Origin of the sequence: Chroococcidiopsis sp. CCNUC1 (assembly GCF_023546805.1) — a bacterium.
Lineage (GTDB): Bacteria > Cyanobacteriota > Cyanobacteriia > Cyanobacteriales > Chroococcidiopsidaceae > Chroococcidiopsis > Chroococcidiopsis thermalis.
Genome location: NZ_CP097481.1, coordinates 262,261 through 282,789 on the forward strand (window position 1 = coordinate 262,261; position 20,529 = coordinate 282,789).

The 20,529-nt window shown below is 44.7% G+C and carries 23 protein-coding genes; all 23 read left to right on the plus strand.

Features of this window, described 5'->3' with window-relative positions; translation table 11 throughout:
* Positions 1–172 precede the first annotated feature (172 nt).
* The 23 genes from M5J74_RS30680 to M5J74_RS30780 all read left to right on the plus strand — a co-directional run bounded on the left by M5J74_RS30680 (position 173) and on the right by M5J74_RS30780 (position 20,508).
* Positions 173–418 carry a DUF2933 domain-containing protein gene (locus M5J74_RS30680; protein WP_250017326.1) on the plus strand — a complete coding sequence of 82 codons (246 nt, stop codon included), beginning with the start codon at positions 173–175 and terminating at the stop codon, positions 416–418.
* A 47-nt stretch (positions 419–465) separates the two neighbouring features.
* Positions 466–1,125 (plus strand): isoprenylcysteine carboxylmethyltransferase family protein, encoded by a 660-nt coding sequence (locus M5J74_RS30685; RefSeq protein WP_250017327.1) that lies wholly within the window; start codon positions 466–468, stop codon positions 1,123–1,125.
* Between the two features lie 96 nt (positions 1,126–1,221).
* Entirely contained in the window at positions 1,222–1,533 is a 312-nt protein-coding gene (locus tag M5J74_RS30690) for a DUF5676 family membrane protein (RefSeq protein WP_250017328.1), read from the plus strand.
* Positions 1,534–1,684: 151 nt separating this feature from the next.
* Positions 1,685–1,924 (plus strand): DUF5676 family membrane protein, encoded by a 240-nt coding sequence (locus M5J74_RS33765; RefSeq protein WP_371934118.1) that lies wholly within the window; start codon positions 1,685–1,687, stop codon positions 1,922–1,924.
* 31 nt (positions 1,925–1,955) lie between these two features.
* Positions 1,956–2,456, plus strand: coding sequence for a DUF1269 domain-containing protein (locus M5J74_RS30695; RefSeq protein WP_250017329.1), 501 nt, complete (start codon positions 1,956–1,958; stop codon positions 2,454–2,456).
* 110 nt (positions 2,457–2,566) lie between these two features.
* The gene (locus tag M5J74_RS30700; RefSeq protein ID WP_250017330.1) at positions 2,567–3,040 is read left to right on the plus strand and encodes a universal stress protein; all 474 of its coding nucleotides are present in this window, start codon (positions 2,567–2,569) and stop codon (positions 3,038–3,040) included.
* A gap of 37 nt (positions 3,041–3,077) precedes the next feature.
* Positions 3,078–4,328, plus strand: a complete 1,251-nt coding sequence (locus tag M5J74_RS30705; RefSeq protein WP_250017332.1) for a hypothetical protein — start codon at positions 3,078–3,080, stop codon at positions 4,326–4,328.
* An 88-nt stretch (positions 4,329–4,416) separates the two neighbouring features.
* Positions 4,417–4,782 carry a hypothetical protein gene (locus M5J74_RS30710; protein WP_250017334.1) on the plus strand — a complete coding sequence of 122 codons (366 nt, stop codon included), beginning with the start codon at positions 4,417–4,419 and terminating at the stop codon, positions 4,780–4,782.
* A 120-nt stretch (positions 4,783–4,902) separates the two neighbouring features.
* Positions 4,903–6,441 (plus strand): NAD(P)/FAD-dependent oxidoreductase, encoded by a 1,539-nt coding sequence (locus tag M5J74_RS30715; protein ID WP_250017336.1) that lies wholly within the window; start codon positions 4,903–4,905, stop codon positions 6,439–6,441.
* 45 nt (positions 6,442–6,486) lie between these two features.
* Entirely contained in the window at positions 6,487–7,701 is a 1,215-nt protein-coding gene (locus M5J74_RS30720; protein ID WP_250017338.1) for an FAD-dependent oxidoreductase, read from the plus strand.
* 176 nt (positions 7,702–7,877) lie between these two features.
* Positions 7,878–8,537, plus strand: a complete 660-nt coding sequence (locus tag M5J74_RS30725; RefSeq protein WP_250017339.1) for a class I SAM-dependent methyltransferase — start codon at positions 7,878–7,880, stop codon at positions 8,535–8,537.
* A gap of 54 nt (positions 8,538–8,591) precedes the next feature.
* Positions 8,592–10,451 (plus strand): alpha-glucan family phosphorylase, encoded by a 1,860-nt coding sequence (gene glgP / locus M5J74_RS30730; protein WP_250017341.1) that lies wholly within the window; start codon positions 8,592–8,594, stop codon positions 10,449–10,451.
* A 4-nt stretch (positions 10,452–10,455) separates the two neighbouring features.
* Positions 10,456–12,978 (plus strand): magnesium-translocating P-type ATPase, encoded by a 2,523-nt coding sequence (gene mgtA, locus M5J74_RS30735; RefSeq protein ID WP_250017343.1) that lies wholly within the window; start codon positions 10,456–10,458, stop codon positions 12,976–12,978.
* Positions 12,979–13,389: 411 nt separating this feature from the next.
* A complete protein-coding gene (gene htpX / locus M5J74_RS30740) occupies positions 13,390–14,232 on the plus strand; it encodes a zinc metalloprotease HtpX (RefSeq protein ID WP_250017345.1) in 843 nt (280 codons plus the stop codon).
* Between the two features lie 5 nt (positions 14,233–14,237).
* Positions 14,238–14,738, plus strand: a complete 501-nt coding sequence (locus M5J74_RS30745; RefSeq protein WP_250017347.1) for a DUF1622 domain-containing protein — start codon at positions 14,238–14,240, stop codon at positions 14,736–14,738.
* 76 nt (positions 14,739–14,814) lie between these two features.
* The gene (locus tag M5J74_RS30750) at positions 14,815–15,297 is read left to right on the plus strand and encodes a hypothetical protein (RefSeq protein WP_250017348.1); all 483 of its coding nucleotides are present in this window, start codon (positions 14,815–14,817) and stop codon (positions 15,295–15,297) included.
* Between the two features lie 144 nt (positions 15,298–15,441).
* Complete coding sequence (locus tag M5J74_RS30755; RefSeq protein ID WP_371934111.1) at positions 15,442–16,095, plus strand: DUF1326 domain-containing protein; 654 nt, start codon at positions 15,442–15,444, stop codon at positions 16,093–16,095.
* Entirely contained in the window at positions 16,080–16,205 is a 126-nt protein-coding gene (locus M5J74_RS33025) for a hypothetical protein (protein ID WP_256498803.1), read from the plus strand. The genes M5J74_RS30755 and M5J74_RS33025 overlap by 16 nt, the downstream gene beginning before the upstream one ends.
* A 72-nt stretch (positions 16,206–16,277) precedes the next feature.
* Positions 16,278–17,477 carry an ABC exporter membrane fusion protein gene (locus M5J74_RS30760; RefSeq protein WP_250017350.1) on the plus strand — a complete coding sequence of 400 codons (1,200 nt, stop codon included), beginning with the start codon at positions 16,278–16,280 and terminating at the stop codon, positions 17,475–17,477.
* Complete coding sequence (gene devC / locus M5J74_RS30765; protein WP_250017352.1) at positions 17,474–18,628, plus strand: ABC transporter permease DevC; 1,155 nt, start codon at positions 17,474–17,476, stop codon at positions 18,626–18,628. The genes M5J74_RS30760 and devC overlap by 4 nt, the downstream gene beginning before the upstream one ends.
* Before the next feature lie 10 nt (positions 18,629–18,638).
* Complete coding sequence (locus tag M5J74_RS30770) at positions 18,639–19,346, plus strand: DevA family ABC transporter ATP-binding protein (RefSeq protein ID WP_250017354.1); 708 nt, start codon at positions 18,639–18,641, stop codon at positions 19,344–19,346.
* A 138-nt stretch (positions 19,347–19,484) separates the two neighbouring features.
* A complete protein-coding gene (locus M5J74_RS30775; protein ID WP_250017356.1) occupies positions 19,485–19,985 on the plus strand; it encodes a hypothetical protein in 501 nt (166 codons plus the stop codon).
* A 187-nt stretch (positions 19,986–20,172) separates the two neighbouring features.
* Positions 20,173–20,508 (plus strand): four-helix bundle copper-binding protein, encoded by a 336-nt coding sequence (locus M5J74_RS30780; RefSeq protein ID WP_250017358.1) that lies wholly within the window; start codon positions 20,173–20,175, stop codon positions 20,506–20,508.
* The last annotated feature ends 21 nt before the right edge of the window (positions 20,509–20,529 follow it).

The window sequence follows — 20,529 nt, forward strand, 5'->3', positions numbered from 1 at the left end:
ATGTCCCTTCCTCTGTCAATGTCATCTTTTCATAAAAAACCAGTCGAAAACCATTCACCCTTGATGCTACCTTCAGTAGATCGATAACTAGAACTGTAATTTTCGAGTCGTACTTTGCTGGGAATTTATAGACAAGTCTGGAATTTCAATTACTACAACTTGAAAAAACTTTATGGCTCACCAACACAATCAATCTAGTTCTAAGATCTCAATTGTCAAAATCGCCTTGTTTGTCTTCCTCGCTGTTATTGTCTTTCTACTGATAACAGAGCATTGGGCGCATATACTTGGTCTCCCACCATTATTCTTACTTTTGGGACTATGTATACTCATGCATTTATTTATGCATGGCGGACACGGTGGGCATGGCGGTGGAAGTGGAAATAGTAATGGTGGTAGCAACATATACCGCCCCTGAAATGCCTGTATGAGTAAGTCAATCTAAATAGTAAGAAAGGTACAACCATGAGAGATATACCCGCTTACGGACTTTGGCTTTTGGTTATCGTTAATTCACTAGTATTCATCATTTTTGCTTTCAGCTTTACCAAACCAAAAAGTCCCCGCGATTGGCGCTCGTTTGGAGCTTTTTCTGCCTTTATTGTGGCGCTGTTTACGGAAATGTATGGCTTTCCATTGACTCTTTACTTACTATCGGGCTGGCTGCAAACTCGCTATCCAGGGCTGGATATTTTTTCCCATGATGTCGGACATCTTTGGTGGACGTTGTTGGGTTGGAAAGGCGATCCCCACTGGAACCCAATTCACCTTTTAAGCAATGTACTGATTTTTGGTGGAATCATCTATCTTGGTTCTGCCTGGGAAGTTTTATATAAAGCTCAGCGAACTCACACGCTGGCAATAAGTGGACCCTATGCGACGATTCGCCATCCCCAATATATTGCTTTCATCACTATTCTGCTGGGTTTCTTGCTCCAGTGGCCTACAATCTTGACACTACTCATGTTTCCGGTGTTGGTATTGATGTACGTGCGATTAGCACGCCAGGAAGAGCGCGATGCACTAGCTGAATTTGGCGACGAGTATCGACGCTATGCCGAGAATACACCAGCTTTTTTCCCCCGTTGGGGTAGCAGAAGCGATCGCAGAGACAAACACTCCTAAATTTTAAAGTGCTGTCGGAAGGAATTACAAAAGTGCTGAATCATAAGTCTCGATCGATAACTAGTTTTAAAAAATCAAATTAATTGGAGGTCTACTATGTTATCAAACACTCACGAGCGGGAAGACCGTCACCTAAATAGGAACTCTACTAAATTAAGAATGCGATCGCTCTCTATTGCCACAGCGATCGTCACGGGTTTGGTCTATGCCATTTGCGTCCTGTTTATTGCTGTAGTGCCAAAAGCAGCAATGGCTTTTTTCAGCTATATCCTTCACATCGACCTAACCAATTTAGCCAGAGTAGTTACCTGGGGAAGCTTTATAGCTGGACTTCTATTTTGGTCGCTTGGACCGGCTCTATACGCTGCCCTATTAGCTCGGCTCTATAACAGTCTTGCAACTAGGTAAACTTCAACTGTATTTCTCATTTGTTGAGAGCGAACTACACGGAAAAGTTGTTGAATGAAATCACGAAAGCCGCGCCATGAAGCCGCTCGTACAACTTAAAAAAAGGTAAAGCGATCGCCAGCATTCGCTTATCAAGCCAGATCCGCTATCGCTGACTGTTGCTACAAGCAAGATCGTAGCATTACTTTATGTCATCGGTATCTTGTTTTTCATCCTAGTGCCAAAAACAGCGATCGCGTTTTTTAGTGATGTTTTCCGTTCTGAACTCACCCAGATTACCGAGCCGATGAATTGGAAACTCTGTATGGTTGGTCTTCTTCCCTTTTTCCTAGCCATGAGTACCGCCATTGTCGTGGTGGTTCAAATCCACAACTATTTCAAGCAAAGATAATCGAAATTTATTACAGATTGGGGGTGAAACTATGAGCGATTTAATAGTCATCGGTTTCAAAGACGAATTTAAGGCAGATGAAGTGCTCATTGATTTGATGAAACTACAGCGGGAGTATCTGATCGACTTAGAAGATGCTGCTGTTGTTGTCAGGAATGAAACAGGCAAAGTCAAAGTTAAGCAAACTCAAGAATTAGTATCTTCTGGGGCACTGAGTGGAGGTTTTTGGGGATTAATATTTGGTTTTTTGTTCTTTCATCCCCTAATTGGTTGGGCGCTTGGCGCTGCTGTTGGAGCGCTTTCAGGAACGCTGACTGATATTGGGATTGACGACAATTTCATTAAAGAAGTTGGCGACACCATTGAACCTGGAACATCTGCCCTTTTTATACTTGTGAGAAAGTCCACACCAGATAAGGTTCTAGAAGATTTAAGCAAATTTGAAGGCAAAGTTTTGCAAACTTCTTTATCGAAAGAGGATGAAGCAAAACTGCAAGAAGCATTAACAAAAAGTAAAGCAATTCAACAATAGCTTGACACGCTTTTGAAATGCTCGGTCAAAAGCAGATTCATAGCTACCTAAATGCTCTAGTTGTAGCGATCGCGTTTTCTAAAACTCAGTCTGAAACTGAGGAGGTTTTCATGTTTGATAAAATCATCGCTGCTACAGATAGTTCAAAAGCTGGTAAACGTGTTTTTGAGAAAGCACTTAACCTAGCAAAGCTAACCGGAGCTAGCCTCATGGTGTTACACGTTTTATGCCCCGATGAAGAGGGCTGTCCAGATCCATTAGATCCCTTAGAGGTTTATTATCCAGGCAAAGATAAAGAAGCCACAGAACGTTACCAAAAGAAGTGGGAGAAGTTCTCTCAGCAAGGATTAGAGATGGTGCAATCGTTTGTAGCAAAAGCAACTGCCGCAGGTGTATCCGCTGAGTGCAACCAGATTTCCGGCGCACCCGGTCAAACCATTTGTGAGATTGCTCATACATGGAAAGCAGATTTAATTGTCATCGGACGGCGGCGATGGCTTTCAGGTTTGGAACGGTTAGTTCTGGGTAGTGTCAGCAACTATGTACTCCACCATGCTTCTTGCTCGGTGCTAACCGTGCAGTAGTTAATCACCTCAAGATAAAAAATCAATGGAGGAGATTATGGTAGAACGAACTGGTATTTTGGGAAAATTCCTTGCACTCGTTCAAGGGGAAGTTGCGGCTGACACTCTAGAAGCCTATCGGCGGGCAGGTCAAGCGGTTTACGATCTGCTCCGGCAAGTGGAGGAACGCCGTTTAGCTCTAAAAATTCAATCCTTAAATCCCTGGACGGTAGATCCGGCAACCCAAGCTCAATTTCTTTGTGCCTGGAATGCTTTTGTACTTCAAACCCTTGGGGATCGGTTCTTAGAAGCTGACTACGAAGCAAATCCTACCACAGCAGGGTACGTGCCACCTATAACGGCAGAACAGGCGTTGGCTTTTTACACTCAAGTTGAGAGTTGGTTGAATCGAGCGTATCAAGCTGGAATCAATCCAGATTACCGTTTGGATGCGAGTCTGCCAGCAAATTTACCAGCTTGGGGTGGAAATGAGTCTTGTCCAAACACTCATCTAGATGGCACGATCGCTGCAACCCGTCTACTGCGAACTCATACCGAAGCTGCGATCGCAGCATTTGAATCTGAAGCTTTGCCAGCGGATAAGCAAGTTGTTGTGAATCAAATCCACCAGCTTCTGGCAAGTGCAACCAGCGAGGCGGAATACGCCGAACAACTCTGGGCACCTAATCTACCGCAAGAAGTGCATGAGAAAGTCGAGCAACATGCGAAATCTGCCCTAGAGCAGTACTATCACCTGGGACAAATTCTAGCAATGCCGCAGTTGCTCGATCGCAGCCAGACTTTTGAAATGCGATCGAGTTCATCCTTTTCAGCCAGTCAGAGATCGCGACCGTTACCAGGAAAAGCTGGATTCGATCCCTGGTGTCTGACCGATCCGGCAGTGCGCGACGACTGGCAGAGACCTGCCGAAACGGAAGAGGCGATCGATCTTCTTTGGAAGTACGATCCCGAACCAGAAAAAACGCTAGCGATTCAGACAGACATTGATTCTGCTCTGGTACGAGGCGACATTACTTACGCAACCAATCGTTCTGGCGCACGCTTGGGTCACTACTACTGCTGCCCCTGGGCACCGATTTACGTGGTGAAGCATCTTGTCAAGATTGGCGATCGGCAAATCAGCACTTTGCAAGAGTTTACACTAGATGTTTCAGCCGAAGCAGTATTTGACGGTGGCGCGTTCAAACGTCAGATCCTAGTTGGCTCTTTTCAATCCTCACCGGATTTAGATTACTGCGCGCCTCGTCCTAGCAATCGACATAGAGCATCTCGTCGTCGAGGTTGCTAATCAGAGCGGATGCATCGCAAAAGTTGAGTGAAGTGATATTCAACCTTGGGCAACTCAAGCTGACAGAATTAGGAGGGCAAGTAAAGTTATGGAAGCAATGCAAATAGAAGCAAAATCGATAACGACTCAGCCGTCTAATTCACTTCCTCCGAACTATCAGGGGATTGAAACTTCTCCTGCGCTGAATGCAGCCTTCCCGATCGCGATCGGCTTTACAATCGGCTTTGCGATCGTCTCGGCGGTTGCTGCTTCAATTTATGCCCGTATTCCCAAGCAGATGCAGCAGCGATCGTTTAGCTTCAAACCGCGTCACAAGGTTCCGTGTCATCGCTGTCGATATTTTAGCAGTAATCCCCATCTCAAATGCACCGTTCATCCAGTAACCGTGCTAACCGAGAAAGCAATTGACTGTGCGGATTACCGTCCAAATAGCGAGACGGAACGGGTTACATGAAAGTACCACCGTGGTTAAGACGGTCGGTGCTAACGCGATCGTTCTATTAAATTAGCAATTTTTAAGCTATAGGCGCTATGGCAATACCATAAAAATGTTTATTGTTCGAGGAACGATTTTATGAAACCGGACTACCTGATTGTCGGTAGTGGTTTATCGGCATTGGTCTTTGGTGCTTTGATGGCAAACTCCGGCAAGAGCGTGCAAATTCTCGAAGCTCACGAGCATCCAGGGGGCTTTGGACACACATTTACAATGGCTAAAAAATATACGTTTAATGCCCAACTCCACTATGTTTGGGACTGCGGTGAAGGGCAAACAGTTAATCGGGTACTCAAAAAACTGGGTTTGGATCGGGACGTGACCTTTGAGCGATATGACCCGAACGGCTTCGACCGTATGCGAATGCCGAGGTATGCGTTGGATATTCCCTCAAAGCCGGAGGAACTGATCCAGCGATTGTCCGTGATGTTTCCTGGCTATAGCGATCGCATTCGCCGATTCATCAACGAAGTTGAGAAAACTGGCGCAGGCTTGAAAATACTCGCCCCGCCGATCGAACCAACCGAACTCCTCAAACATCCAAATGAAGTATTCTGTGCCGTCCAATATTATAACAGCACGCTCCAGGATGTATTTGACAAGTTTCAACTGCCGCAAGCTGCTCAAACCCTATTAGCCTTGCAATGGCTTGATTTTTTACTACCTCCAAATCAACTTTCGTTCTATGCCTGGGTCGCATTGTTTAGGGGCTATCAAGCAGGTGCATTTTACCCAACTCAGCATTTTGAACACGTGATTAACTCGTTCGTCAACGCGATCGAATCGCGTGGGGGACAAGTGTTGCTCAACCATGAAGTCACGAATTTTAGAGTCGCAGACAAAACGGTTACGGGAGTTGAGGCGATGGATCTTACCACCCATCAAACTCATGAATTTACTGGCAATACCGTAATTTGTAACATCGATCCTAAAAAAGCCGCCAAAACGATCGGTGAGGACAAGTTCTCCAAAAAAGTGCGCCGAAAACTCAACTACGAGTATTCTGCGTCCAACTTCATGGCTTATTGCGTTGTCCGAGACCTGGATCTTCGAGACTATGGGTTTGGTAAGTGGAATCTCTCGCATACAGGACATCAGGATTTGAATGAAGCCTTTGCTCAAATGTACGAGCGCAATGACTTTTCTAATCCTAGTTTTGCCATTACAACGCCTACCTTACTCACAGATGCACGGCGGGATTGTCCAGAAGATTGTCAAATTGTCGAATTCCTCACTGTTGCCAACTACAAATACTTCAAGCAATTACGAGAAAGCGATCGCAAAGCCTACAACCAAAAAAAGCAAGAAATTTTAGATTCCATCCTGGATGTCGTGGAAAAACACTACGTGCCGAATTTTAGAAAGCACATGGTCTTCCACATCACGGGCAGCCCTACCACCAACGAACGCTTTTGTTGGTGTCCCTATGGAAATTCCTACGGCTCCAGTTTGACCCCACGCAATATGGGTCTGGGGCGACTGAATCACGAAACTTCACTCAACCATTTTTATTTCTGCAATGCCTCATCCGGCTACCCAGGCTTTGCTCCCACAGTTTGGACGGGAGCGCTGCTCTATCAACGATTATCTGGCGACGCGATCTTAGGCAACGGTTAAACAGAGGCTCGCATATCATCCATTTCATCAATTAAGAGGTCAACCATGAGAATCGCTGTCATTGGGGGTGGAGCCAGTGGTATTGTCACAGCCTACCTGCTCGATAAACAAGGGCATCATGTCACCGTTTTTGAACGCCAGCCTATTCTAGGGGGGCATATTCGGACGCTCAACAAAAACGTGAAACCAAACCAATCCGATTGCAATGAAGTTTTGGAAAGTGGAGCACTCGAATTTCCAACTGTGTTTCACAACTTCATCGCTCTCATGCAAGAGCTAGGAGTGGAACTAGAACCCGTCAATATCGGTTCAGCCATGTTTCTCAAAGATGGTAGCTGCTTTTTATCGGGAGTCACGATCGGGAAAAACTTTACAGGTATCCGGCGCTCGATCGAATCTTTGCGGCTCGATACCATCTACGCCCGTTCCGCTGGGTTATGGCTCAAAACGCGATTTGCTGACCTGCAAGATTTCTACGATCGCCCGCTCTCGCAATACTTGAAACGCCCGTGTATCCGCAATACATGGCTAAAGTTGCTCGTCATGTACAGCTACTCAATGCCTTTTGAACTCATTAATGATTTTCCAGCAGAATTGGCGATTCCTGTTTTGCGCGACAATATCGCAGTCAACTGGGTCAGAATTAAAGGCGGCGTGTATTCTTATATCGAAAAAATCCTGGCACGATTTAAGGGTGAAGTTTTACTGAACGTAGAAATTGACCGTATTTTTAGAAGCTTAGATGCTGTGAAAATTGTGCGATCGACGGGTGAAATTCAGGAGTTTGATAAAGTCGTGTTTGCTACACCACCCGATCGGGTGATGGTGCTGTTAGCAGATCCGACCGATGCCGAAATCAAAAGATTTTCTGCCTGGAAACCTAACTATGCAACTACCTTAGTTCATACGGATGCTTCCATGTACGCCCGCTATGGCATCCAACAACCCTCAGAATTTGATTTCTTCCAGACAGACAGCCGCTGGGGATATAACGGCTACCTGAATCAACTTTGCGGCATCTCGCCGCCTCAGCATTATTTCTTATCGTTCCAACTAGAGGAGTTAATTGCCGACGATCGCATCATTCACGTTCAGGAACACCATACCCCGTTATATACCACTGAGTCTTTTCGATACCGAGATGAAGTGATTGCCACCAATGGGGAGAACAACACGTACCATGCAGGAGCCTATCTTGGGGATGGTCTGCATGAAGGAGCTATTACGTCTGCCCTTCGAGTCGCTCAACTCATCGGTTAAGTTCGGCTCGCTCGATTGAGTAAAGAGGAAAGGCAGCACAAGCAGAATTTTTGAATTTGTTGGTATATTGAGCGCGATCGCACTCGGATGAGGAAAAAGTTATTGAGTTAAACGCACTCGGCTCGTTGTAAGTACAGACGCTGTTCCCATGAGATAGAGGTCAGTAAAATTAAATTATGGACAAGAATCGCAATCAATACATTCCAGCTCTCAAATACGACTGGTTGACTCCTCTATACGATCCTTTACTAAAGTGGACTATGGGTGAGTTCGCCTTCAAGCGCCAATTAGTAAGGCAAGCTGGGATTGAAAAAGGCAATCGAGTCCTCGATCTCGGCTGCGGTACGGCAACGCTAACTCTGCTAATCAAAAAAACTCATCCTGAAGCAAAAGTTGTTGGGCTTGATGGCGATCTAAAAGTACTTGAAATTGCTAAAGCTAAAGCTGTAAAAACTGGTTTGAAAATTGCTTTAGATCGGGGTATGGCTTTTGAACTTCCTTATCCTGACAATTCGTTTGACCGAGTTCTTTCAAGTCTTGTGTTTCACCATTTGACGCGAGACAACAAAGTTCGCACCTTAAAAGAAGTGTTTAGAGTCTTAAAACCAGGTGGGGAGTTGCATGTAGCTGATTGGGGAAAACCTCAAAACACGTTAATGCGTGTAGCATTCCTGCTCGTACAGATGCTTGATGGCTTTAATACCACAGCAGATAGCGTCAAGGGATTACTGCCAGAATTATTTAGTCAAGCTGGATTTGAAGACACTCAGCAAACAGATCGACACATAACCCTATTCGGTACTCTCGCTTTGTATAGAGCGCGGAAAACTAAATAACTTTTGGGTTTTGTTTGTATGGCAATAGATAAGCAATGCCAGGAGAGAATATTCATGAGCACTATCTTAAAAGACCCAGTTTGTGGCATGACCGTTCAGCCTAAGACAGAAGTGACTGCGTTTTACCGAGAGCAAAAAATTCACTTCTGCTCCGATTTTTGTCGTAATAAGTTTTTTGAGTACCCAGAGCGATATACCGCAGCATTAACTACCGCTAACTACGAAGAGGCTAAAGAGAATCGACGGATTGCATATTTTTCGATGGAGGTGGCTATTGGTTCCGCCATGCCAACTTACAGTGGCGGCTTAGGTGTACTGGCTGGCGACACTTTGAAATCCTTTGCCGATCTACACGTTCCTGCGGTTGGGGTAAGCCTCCTTTATCGAAAAGGTTACTTTAACCAAAAACTGGATGAGTGGGGCAGACAACAGGAACAACCCGTCCAGTGGAGTCTCGATCGCTTCCTACATCCTTTGCCTGCAACTATTCAAGTAGACATCGAACAAAGAAGCGTGCAAGTTCGAGCTTGGCAGTATGACATTGTTGGTTTGAGTGGCTACAGCGTCCCCTTGATTTTGCTAGATACTGATGTTGAAGGAAACACTGATGGCGATCGCACCCTCACAGATTTTCTTTATGGTGGAGACGAGCGATATCGGTTAGCTCAGGAGATCCTGCTGGGAATTGGTGGGGTGAGAATGCTCCACGTCTTGGGGTACAACGCGATCGAAAGATTTCACATGAACGAAGGACACGCTAGTTTGCTGGTTTTGGAGTTGCTGAAGAAACGCAACGGCGAGAATGCAGAGGCGTGGGATTTTAGCAGCATCAGAAACCAATGTGTCTTTACTACTCATACCCCCGTGCCCGCAGGACACGACCAGTTTAACTATGGTTTGGTGCAGTATAGTTTGGGGCAGATTATACCGTTCGACGTACTGCAAATGCTGGGGGGACGCGATCGCCTCAACATGACCGTACTGGGGCTGAACCTAAGCCACTACGTCAACGGTGTAGCCAAGCGGCACGAAGAAGTATCCCAGGAAATGTTTCCAGGTTATCCTATCCATCACATTACAAATGGAGTCCATTCGTGGACGTGGACTTGCGACAGTTTTAGATCCCTTTACGAGCGATACATTCCTGGCTGGAGCAACGATCCATCGATGCTACGACACGCAATCAGCATTCCTCAAAAAGAGATTTGGTCAGCTCACTTGGCAGCTAAAGCGCGTCTGTTTGCTCTGATTCAGGAACGAACTCATCTTTCGCTATCTGTAGACACTCTCACAATTGGTTTTGCTCGTAGGGCAACGCTTTACAAGCGAGCAGACTTAATTTTTTCGGATATCGATCGGCTTGTGGAAGTTGCCAAACAAGTCGGTCCAATACAATTTGTCTTCGCTGGTAAGGCACACCCTAAAGACAATCCTGGCAAAGAGGTAATTCGACGCATATTTGAAGTATCGCACCAACTACAGGGGCAGATACCTGTAGTTTTCTTGGAGGATTACGACATGGAACTATCTAGGCTAATTGTATCTGGAGTGGATCTTTGGCTCAACACGCCGCAACGACCTTTAGAAGCTTCTGGGACATCGGGTATGAAGGCAGCACATAACGGCGTTCCTAGTTTCAGCATATTGGACGGTTGGTGGATTGAGGGGCATATCGAAGGAGTTACTGGCTGGGCGATTGGTAGCAAAGAACCAGAGCTTTCCAAGTCAGATGACTTCAACCGCGACGATGCCGAGGATTTGTATCAAAAATTGAAAAAGGCGATCGCTCCAATGTTTTATCAGGAGCGCGAGCGGTGGGTTGATATCATGCGACACGCCATCGCGCTGAATGCCTCATTTTTTAATACCCACCGCATGGTACAGCAGTACGTTACGAATGCCTATCTACCATAGCTTTATGAATTATCTACCATCTCCATTTTGGAGTATTCCTACTGCGAATTTGCTGGAGGAACTTCAGACGACTTCCCAAGGCTTGACCAAAGAGGAAGCTAAACAACGACTCATGCACTATGGAGTCAATCTTCTCAAGCCCAAGCGGAAATCGGATACCTTGACACTCCTGCTAGCACAATTTCAAAGTCCGATCGTCCTAATTTTGATATTTGCTGCTGGATTGTCTTTTTTCGTCCACGACCACATTGACGGTTTGATAATCTTGGGAATTGTTGGTGTTAGCGGTCTGCTAGGATTTTGGCAGGAACGGGGAGCCGCTAATGCTGTCGAGAAGTTGCTGGCAATTGTCCAAGCTAAAGTCAGCGTCCGGCGTGATGGAGATCGTCAAACCATTCCTGTAGAAGAGATTGTTCTCGGAGATATAACTATCTTGAATGCTGGAGGAACAATCCCTGGAGATTGCCTAATTTTGAAATCCAAAGACCTCTTTGTTGATGAGGCAGCTTTAACAGGAGAAACTTATCCGGTTGCTAAAATAGCTGGTATTTTGCCAATAGAAACTCCTCTAAGTCAGCGTACAAATGTCCTTTTCATGGGAACGCATGTAGTCAGCGGTACGGCTGAAGCAGTGGTTGTACGTACAGGTAAATATACAGAATTCGGTCAAGTCTCCGAGCGGCTAAAACTCAGAGCGCCAGAAACAGATTTTGAGCAGGGGATTAAGCGTTTTGGCTATTTCTTAATGGAAGTTACGCTCATGCTAGTCATTGCTATCTTTGCGATTAACGTCTACCTAGCACGTCCAATTTTGGATGCCTTTCTCTTTTCGCTAGCTTTAGCGGTTGGATTAACCCCACAATTGCTACCAGCAGTTATCAGTGTCAACCTAGCTCACGGTGCTAGACGCATGGCTCGTCAAAGCGTAATTGTCAAACGTTTGGCTGCAATTGAAAATTTTGGCAGTATGAACGTACTTTGCTCTGATAAGACTGGCACCCTAACTGAAGGAGCCATGCAAATACACTCGGCGCTAAATGTAAATGGCAATGAAAACCAGGAAGTTCTCTTCTACGCCTACCTCAACGCCTTCTATGAAACTGGCTATGTAAATCCAATCGATGAGGCAATTCGCAGCCATTGTCAGTTCGACCTATCGGGGTATCAAAAACTTGACGAAAGTCCCTATGATTTTATTCGCAAGCGATTGAGCGTCCTGGTTGCTAAAAATAGTACTCATTTGCTAGTTACCAAAGGGGCGCTAAAAAATGTGCTAGAGGTTTGTTCGTCGGTGCAATGCCCAAATGGGGCGATTGCCGACATTACTCCCTTGTTGGAATCGATCCAGCAACGTTACGAGGAATTCGGCAGGCAGGGCTTTCGTACTCTAGGCATTGCTTGCCGAGATCTTGGTTCTACCACAAATATCACCAAAGCTCTGGAAGCTGAAATGACTTTTCTTGGATTCCTGCTTTTCGCCGATCCACCCAAGACAAGTATTACTGGCACAATTTACCACTTAGAGAACCTTGGAATTTCGTTGAAGATTATTACGGGTGATAACCAACGGGTGGCTACTAAAATCGCTCAACAAATAGGAATGACAAACTTTGATATTCTCACAGGTTCAGACTTGCATCAAACCAGCGATGCAGCACTGCTCAAACGAGTCAACGAGGTGAATATCTTTGCCGAAGTCGAACCCAACCAAAAAGAACGTATTATTCTGGCACTGAAAAAAGCTGGCAACGTAGTAGGATACTTGGGAGATGGGATTAACGATGCTTCAGCCATACACGTCGCCGATGTTGGTATTTCTGTCAACAGTGCCGTGGATGTGGCGAAAGAAGCGGCTGATATTGTGCTACTAGAAAAAGATCTTGGAGTGCTAGTGCAAGGGGTTCAAGAGGGGCGGACGACCTTTGCTAACACGCTCAAGTATGTGTTTATGGCAACCAGCGCCAATTTTGGCAATATGTTTAGCATGGCGGGTGTCTCGCTGTTTTTACCCTTTCTCCCCCTGTTACCCAAGCAAATTCTACTGACCAATTTACTAACTGATTTTCCAGAGATGACAATTGCCACTGACAGCGTAGACCGAGACATGGTTAGTAAACCTCGCCGCTGGAACATTCAATTTATCCGTAACTTCATGCTTGTATTTGGGCTAATCAGTTCTGTGTTTGACTACCTCACTTTTGGGACACTATGGTTTATCTTACATGCCACACCGGAGCAATTTAGAACTGGTTGGTTTATAGAGTCAGTTATTTCTGCTGCGGCGATCGTGTTAGTGATTCGCACCCGCAAGCCTTTTTTCAAAAGTCAACCCAGTAAGTATTTATTGACAACCACGCTAGCGATCGTTGCTATTACTTCTATACTTCCGTACGTTCCTGTAGCAGGATTGCTCGATCTTCAGCCTCTACCTGCTTCATTTCTTTCATTGCTAGGAGTAATTGTTGCAATTTATATGGTAACAGCAGACCAAATGAAGCAAATTTTTTACCAATATACAAAGTTTTAAAGCATTATCTGAATCAGAAGTTATTTTCATAACTTCCTCATAATTTTAATTTACTCTAACTGAGGACGACTGTAAATATATACTGAGTGAAATACAATCAAAAAAATATTTCATTGTATTTGCGTTTCTACTATAGAGTTTTTTACTATCGAAAAATTATTTTTAAATAGGTGAAATTTCATGTACGACTGTAAGACTGAAACACAAACCAATTCCAACTTTCAAGCTAGTCATATCAGCATATACAAGCTAGTTAACAATCTACTAGGCATGATAGTTATGTTTGTAGCTTGTTTGCTGATTTGCCATGCACCTAGTTTAATGAATGCATTTATGGGACATCTCTCTCACTGAAACCACTGCTCCATTCTAGCCAAAACATTTGCTCCTTGACAGTTGTACAAATTACTTATGAATGCTCTACGCACAACTTTTTTGATGGCACTACTCGTTATTTTATTTGTCCTGGTTGGACGGGTTCTCGGCGGACAATCTGGGATGACGATCGCTTTCATTCTGGCATTAGCAATGAACTTCTTTAGTTACTGGTTCTCAGATAAACTTATTCTCAAGCTCTACAAAGCTCAAGAAATTCAACAAGCCGATGCGCCTCAGTTATGGGAAATAGTTGCCCACCTTGCTAGCCGTGCTAGATTGCCAATGCCAAAAGTCTACATAATTCCATCAGAGCAGCCCAATGCCTTTGCCACAGGTCGTAACTCCAAACATGCAGCAGTTGCAGTCACAACGGGCATCATAAAGATACTCGACTGGAAGGAGTTGGAAGGGGTAATTGGTCACGAACTGGCACATATCAAGCACAATGACATTCTGACTGGAACAATTGCTGCTACGATCGCTGGAGCAATTACCTATCTGGCTCAAATGGCTTACTGGCTACCTATAGGACGCAGCGACAGTCGCAATGGCAATCCGTTTGTAGCACTGCTTTTGCTAATTACCGCTCCTATTGCAGCTGGGCTAATTCAGATGGCAATTTCGCGATCGCGGGAATTTGAAGCCGACGCAGGTGGAGCTACAATCTCCGGTAATCCACTAGCATTGGCGAATGCCCTCCGTAAACTTGAAGCAGGTGCGCGGGCAACTCCAATGAATAATGCCACTCCCGCCACAGCACACCTGTTTCAGGTTAGTCCTTTTAGCGGCAGACATGGCATTTCTAATCTTTTCTCTACCCATCCCTCAACTGTAGAGCGTATTCGCCGACTAGAGGCAATGGCAGCAAGGCTCTAACAGCAGTGGCAATTTCGAGACAACTACTGCTAGAGGATAAAAGTCATATCCCCGATAATAAACCGTGGGATACATGGGATACAACAGTAACCAAGACAAATAATGCTCTGTGGAATTCTATGTTGGAAAACTTATTTAACTTCAAACGATTAATGGTTTATCTAGCAGTTGGGATTGAAGCAAGTGCTGCTTTACTAATTGGACTGGCTACCATTGAAGCAACTGTTCGTGCGATCGAGTTGTTTTTCTACAATCGCAATTCATCTGAAGATTTCAAGGAGATAGTGCGGCTGCGTTTTGGTACGTGGCTCGCACTATCTCTTGAGTTTGAGCTTGCAGCTGATATTGTCCGCACTACTATTTCTCGTACGTGGACTGAGTTGGGTAATTTGGGAATAATTATTATTTTAAGAACTACCTTAAACTTTTTCCTTCAGAAGGAAATCGAGAGAGTAGTAAAAAGAAATTATAAATTAGTTAATTCGAGACAAATGATAAATAAATAGAAAATAAAATTTAAATAATGTATGTTTTTTAAATAGAAACATTTGCCAACAATATAACATGTTTTAAACAAGTATTATGTTAAATAAATTCATCTCTCAATGGATTGTTCGTAGCCTAGCTACCCCAGAAGCGAATCTATTTATATTCTCTTTTCTCATTAATTTTGTTTATGAAGTTTGGCAAGCCCCTTATTATGAATTCTATGGAAATCCCTCTTTTTTAGACAAAATCAAAGATCTCACTCACTGTACTTTTGGTGATGGTGTCATTACCCTTATTAGTGGTTGGATCGTCAGCGCATTAGCTCGTTCTCGCTACTGGATACTCAACCCAAGGCGAAAATTAACGCTGCTTTTTACTGGTACTGGTTTGGTTATCACTCTCATTACAGAAACCTACCGGGTGAACGTTTCTAAAACTTACGGAGTTCCAGTTTTAGCCGTACCAGGTCTTGGTATGAGTTCACTTGCTGTAGTTCAGTGGATGATTTTGCCGCCTTTAGTACTTTATTTTGCACGCCGCCAGATGATGAGTTGGGAAATGGATAGAAGAAGATGAGCCAAACCAATATTAATTTTTATGCTGTGTTTCTTGACTCTTCAGCTGAGAGGAGAACTTAAGATCTTGACTAGATTCGATAGAGCTACCCTCTAATTTTCCAAGCTTGACTGTTCAATTACTGAATGGAGATCATTTACCGCTATGAAAGCACAAAGAATGACTGATATCCGGTGGTATCTGAAAGGTGAATGGTTCGATGTCTGTAGCTGCAAACTACCATGTCCCTGCACGTTTGCTCAAGAGCCAACTTACGGTGACTGCTTATTCACGCTAGTATGGCAAGTGCATGAGGGACAATTCGACGACATCAATCTCGACGGTCTGAGTATCATCGCTATCGGAGAGGTGGAGGGAAACCAATGGGTGGAAGACCTCACTCCGTCTATGAAATTGCTATTTTACATTGACGAGCAGGCTGACGAACGCCAGCGCTATGCCCTCGAACAGATCTTTACAGGTAAAGCTGGAGGTTGGCCAAGCCAGTTCAGCAAGCTATTCAGCGAAATTCGCGGGATTGAGTTCGCGCCCATCGAAGTTAAAGTCGCAGACGACCTGAGCTATTGGCACGCCGAGATTCCTGGGAAAGTTATAGCAGATGTTGAGGCACTCTCTGGACCAACAGCAGACCCGAACCGTCGCGTTCAGTTGTACAATCCACCTGGTTCTGAGACTGGTCCTGGACAGGTTGCCACTTGGGGTGTTGTAAAGGAGAGTCACGCCATTGGCTTTGATTATTCCCATCCCTTTGAGGGACAGTCGAGCAAACATATTCCTTTTGATTGGAGAATGCCTTAATAGAAGGATTAGCTGGCGATCGCCTCAAGGGATCGCGTATTTCTCAGGCAGAAACACGGGTTCCTCATAACTTCCTCAGAATCTTTCTTTACAGTGAAATCAGCCCGTGACAGGGAATGCTGTCACAACTCCATGTGAAGCAGCAATCGAACTAGCTTCAGCAGTCAATTTGGATTTCAAGTATGGACTGGCGTTTGAAAAATTGGCTATTGAAAGGTTCCAGACGATGGCTCGTCATTTTGGCAATCGCTACAGGAATCTCCTCTACTACTGTTGCTACAGTCTATACTCTCTCGCGTTATCGCCTCTTACCTTCCAGTCCTGCGCCAACTGCTTCACCAGCCGCTCCCATTACCAGAACAGTGACAGCATTGGGACGTTTGGAACCCCAAGGAGAAGCCGTTCACCCAGCTACAACTGGTTCTCTAGAAGGAACTCGAATTCTCCAAGTCTTGGTTAAGGAAGGGGATAAAGTTCGAGCTGGACAAGTTCTTGCGATTCTTGATACCCGCGATCGCCGTCTAACTGCCTTGAAAGAAGCTCAGGAACAAGTCAAAGTTGCCCAGGCACGTTTGGCGCAGGTTAAAGCTGGAGCTAAAGCTGGAGAAATTAACGCTCAAAAGGCAACAATTCAACGGATGGAAGCTGAGTTACAGGGAAATGTAACAGCTCAGGAAGCAACAGTGAAGCGGTTAGAAGCAGAATTGAGTAACGCTGAAACTGAATACAAACGCTATCAACAGTTGTATCGGGATGGTGCAATTTCAGCATCTACTCTCGATAGCAAGCGTTTAACTGCTGAAACTGCTCAGAAAAGGCTGGAGGAAGGAAAAGCAACCCTCAAGCGAGTTCGAGAGACAGTACAAGCACAACTGAACGAAGCTAGAGCTACCCTCACTCGCATCGCTGAAATCCGCCCTACTGACGTACAAACAGCTCAGGCAGAGGTAAACCAGGCGATCGCGGCGGTGGACAAAGCAAAAGCCGATCTGGAGCTAGCATACGTGCGATCGCCGCGAGACGGTCGAGTGCTAAAAATTCATACCCGCGCTGGGGAAGTGGTAAGCAACCAAGGAGAAGGAATTCTCAAACTCGGTCAAACTGACCAAATGTACGTGGTAGCAGAGGTGTATGAAACCGATATTGGTAAAGTTCGCCAGGGACAACGTGCTACGATTACCAGCGATGCATTCGCGGAGAAACTACAAGGTACGGTAGACCAAATTGGTTGGGAAGTAGGCAAACAAGACATTCTCAATACAGACCCAGATGCTGCTACGGATGCCAGAGTTGTAGAAGTCAAAATTCGTCTGGATTCCGTCTCTAGTCGGCGAGTGGCTGCCCTCAATAACCTACAAGTGACCGTGGAGCTTGAGCCATGAGTCACAAACTATTTCTAGCTTGGCTGCAACTTACTAGGGAAAAAGCTAGACTCCTGGTTGCAACAGCAGGGATTGCCTTTGCAGTTATTCTCATGTTCATGCAGTTAGGGTTTCAGGCAGCGTTATCCGAGAGCGCAACTCGCGTACATGAAAGTCTCAATGCGGATCTGGTGATGATTAATCCTCGCTCCCGCGCGCTGATGAGTATGAACAATTTCTCCCGACGGCGTTTATATCAAGCTCTCGGTTTTGATGGAGTAGAGTCTATCAACTCCGTATATGTAGGTTTGGGAACTTGGAAAAGCCCTGCAAGTCAACGCGATCGCGCCATTTTAGTCTTGGGCATCGATCCCAGCAAAATAACCCTACACATTCCAGAAATTAATCAATACCTGAACAAATTAAAGCTCGATGATGTTGCGATCCTCGACCGAGTTTCTCGCCCTGAATTTAAGCCATTTATTACTGAAGTAGCTCAAGGTAATACGATCGCACCTGAAATCAACGGTCGAAAAATTAAGGTAGTAGGTTTATTCACGGTTGGCTCTTCTTTCGGTTCCGACGCGCTTTTAATTACTAGCGAACTAAATTTTTTACGTATTTTCAAAACTCGCGCAGCAAGTGACATCAACATTGGGTTAGTCAAGGTCGCTCCCAATCGAAACATTGGAAGAATTGCTCAGGCAATACAAGCTAGTCTACCGAAAGATATACAAGTACTAACCCATGATGAATTCGTACAATTTGAGAAAAATTATTGGCAAAAAAATACAGCCATCGGATTTGTTTTCACACTAGGAACTATCATGGGTTTTATCGTAGGCAGCGTGATTGTCTATCAAGTTCTTTATACAAATGTCTCCGACCATTTAGCAGAATATGCGACATTAAAAGCGATGGGCTATAAAGATAGTTACCTGCTAATAATGGTATTTCAAGAAGCATTGATTTTAGCTATTCTAGGCTATATTCCTGGATTTGCTCTAACACTAGGTCTGTACGATTTGACTAGAAAAGCTACCAGCCTACCAATGGCAATGGATACATGGAGAGCATCTCTAAGTTTAATTTTGACAATCTTAATGTGTTTTATTTCTGGAGCTATTGCTGTACGTAAATTGCAAGCAGCAGATCCGGCTGATATTTTCTAATAAATACGTTATGAATCAAAAACCAGTTGTTGAAATCCAACATATCAATCACTACTTTGGTCGTGGTGATTTAAAGAAACAAGTTTTATTTGATATTAATTTAAAAATATTTGCTGGAGAAATTATTATTATGATGGGACCATCAGGGTCAGGCAAGACTACCTTGCTGACTTTGATTGGTGGTTTAAGATCCGTTCAAGAAGGTAGCCTTAAAGTATTCGACCGCGAACTCTATGGAGCAAGCTTAGACCAATTAGTGCAAGTCCGTCGCCAGATTGGTTATATTTTCCAATCCCATAATTTGCTTAAATTCTTAACTGCTTGGCAAAACGTACAAACATCCCTTGAACTTCACAAAGATATTCCAGATGAAAAACTCCACTCCCAAGCAGAAGCAATGCTTAAGGCAGTAGGCTTGGAACATCGAGTGAATTACTATCCAGAAAATCTTTCTGGGGGACAGAAACAAAAAGTAGCGATCGCTCGCGCTCTAGTCAGTCATCCCAAACTCGTTTTAGCCGACGAACCGACTGCTGCTTTAGATAGTAAGTCGGGGCGAGATGTAGTGGAACTGATGCAGCATCTGGCTCAGGAGCAAGGATGCTCTATTTTAGTGGTGACGCATGATAATCGCATTTTGGATATTGCCGATCGCATCGTTCGTATGGATGATGGTCGGCTCGCACCAGAGGCATCTTTTGTAGAAAACAATACCTAAAAGTGCGATCGCATAAGTAGTTCGAGTTGGGTATTGATTTTGGCATAGCTGAAAGAAGGGATGAAAACACATCTACAAAACTGGTATTGCCGCTAGACTGTCCGATCTCAATACCTTACAGAATCGACGGAGTTAGAAATGCCTAACCAATGCGTAATTGCTGTGTATGACAGCGTGTCAAAAGCAAAAGAAGCCTTACACTTATTGGAGCAAAATGACTTCCCAATCGATCGGACTTCTCTGATTACCCAGAATCGAGAAATTGAAAAGGAATTGCATCGCCCTACGGATAATGCTGAAAACGCAGATAAGCTCGGCGCTGTTGCTGGTGGTTCCTTGGGTTGGGTAATTGGGGTTCTTGCTGGTGCGGCTGTTGTTTGGATTCCTGGTGTGGGACCAGGGCTGGCAGTCGGACACATAGCTAGCACTGCACTACTAGGTGGTATTGAGGGTGTCGTAGCTGGTGCAACTGGAGGAGGAATGCTGGTGACGTTAGTAGACTGGGGCATTTCTCGGCAACACATCCGCAAGTACGAAAAAAAGCTTAAGGACGGTAATTACTTACTAATGGTTGATGGCAGCACCAAGGAGGCAGCTCGTGCCAAAAATATCTTGAAAAACACCGAGCAAAGGAAATAAATCTCCACAAGAAAATACTCGCGTAAGTTTTGCCCGCAAGGATTTCGAGAAATGGTGAAAATTTTCACGTTGATTTCATTTGAGTCTGAGATTGTTATTAATAGGATTCGTTCTCCACCTGAAATTTCAACAAGAAATTCCAGAAAGACTTTGATTTTGAACTAGACGTATTACAAGGAGATGTCTTATGGCAACGATGGAAAAATGCATTCAAGATTGTTTGGATTGTCTGCGCGAATGTGAAAACTGTGCCAATGCTTGCTTGAGCAGCGATATGGCGCAGATGATGGCTGAATGTATCAGACTATGTGGAGATTGTGCCGATTTGTGCGCTCTGTGCGCGCGTTTCCTGTCACGAAAATCCAGTCTCTCTGCTGAAGCTTGCCTTGCCTGTGCTAAAGCCTGCGAACTCTGCGCGGCTGAGTGCGAGAAGCACAGCGCCCATGCCGAGCATTGTAAAACCTGTGCCGAGGCTTGCCGACGTTGCGCTCAAAGCTGTCGCGAAGTAGCACATGCAGCTTAAGAGTTAACAATTGTTCTGGTT

Coding starts and splice junctions, on each gene's coding strand:
- M5J74_RS30720 (WP_250017338.1), top strand. CDS start 6,487: ATGAGAATCGCTGTCATTGGGGGTGGAGCCAGTGGTATTGTCACAGCC.
- M5J74_RS30725 (WP_250017339.1), top strand. CDS start 7,878: ATGGACAAGAATCGCAATCAATACATTCCAGCTCTCAAATACGACTGG.
- M5J74_RS30700 (WP_250017330.1), top strand. CDS start 2,567: ATGTTTGATAAAATCATCGCTGCTACAGATAGTTCAAAAGCTGGTAAA.
- M5J74_RS30705 (WP_250017332.1), top strand. CDS start 3,078: ATGGTAGAACGAACTGGTATTTTGGGAAAATTCCTTGCACTCGTTCAA.
- M5J74_RS30680 (WP_250017326.1), top strand. CDS start 173: ATGGCTCACCAACACAATCAATCTAGTTCTAAGATCTCAATTGTCAAA.
- M5J74_RS30780 (WP_250017358.1), top strand. CDS start 20,173: ATGGCAACGATGGAAAAATGCATTCAAGATTGTTTGGATTGTCTGCGC.
- M5J74_RS30750 (WP_250017348.1), top strand. CDS start 14,815: ATGTTAAATAAATTCATCTCTCAATGGATTGTTCGTAGCCTAGCTACC.
- M5J74_RS30695 (WP_250017329.1), top strand. CDS start 1,956: ATGAGCGATTTAATAGTCATCGGTTTCAAAGACGAATTTAAGGCAGAT.
- glgP (WP_250017341.1), top strand. CDS start 8,592: ATGAGCACTATCTTAAAAGACCCAGTTTGTGGCATGACCGTTCAGCCT.
- M5J74_RS30710 (WP_250017334.1), top strand. CDS start 4,417: ATGGAAGCAATGCAAATAGAAGCAAAATCGATAACGACTCAGCCGTCT.
- devC (WP_250017352.1), top strand. CDS start 17,474: ATGAGTCACAAACTATTTCTAGCTTGGCTGCAACTTACTAGGGAAAAA.
- M5J74_RS30775 (WP_250017356.1), top strand. CDS start 19,485: ATGCCTAACCAATGCGTAATTGCTGTGTATGACAGCGTGTCAAAAGCA.
- M5J74_RS30690 (WP_250017328.1), top strand. CDS start 1,222: ATGTTATCAAACACTCACGAGCGGGAAGACCGTCACCTAAATAGGAAC.
- M5J74_RS30755 (WP_371934111.1), top strand. CDS start 15,442: ATGAAAGCACAAAGAATGACTGATATCCGGTGGTATCTGAAAGGTGAA.
- M5J74_RS30685 (WP_250017327.1), top strand. CDS start 466: ATGAGAGATATACCCGCTTACGGACTTTGGCTTTTGGTTATCGTTAAT.
- mgtA (WP_250017343.1), top strand. CDS start 10,456: ATGAATTATCTACCATCTCCATTTTGGAGTATTCCTACTGCGAATTTG.
- htpX (WP_250017345.1), top strand. CDS start 13,390: ATGAATGCTCTACGCACAACTTTTTTGATGGCACTACTCGTTATTTTA.
- M5J74_RS30760 (WP_250017350.1), top strand. CDS start 16,278: ATGGACTGGCGTTTGAAAAATTGGCTATTGAAAGGTTCCAGACGATGG.
- M5J74_RS30770 (WP_250017354.1), top strand. CDS start 18,639: ATGAATCAAAAACCAGTTGTTGAAATCCAACATATCAATCACTACTTT.
- M5J74_RS30715 (WP_250017336.1), top strand. CDS start 4,903: ATGAAACCGGACTACCTGATTGTCGGTAGTGGTTTATCGGCATTGGTC.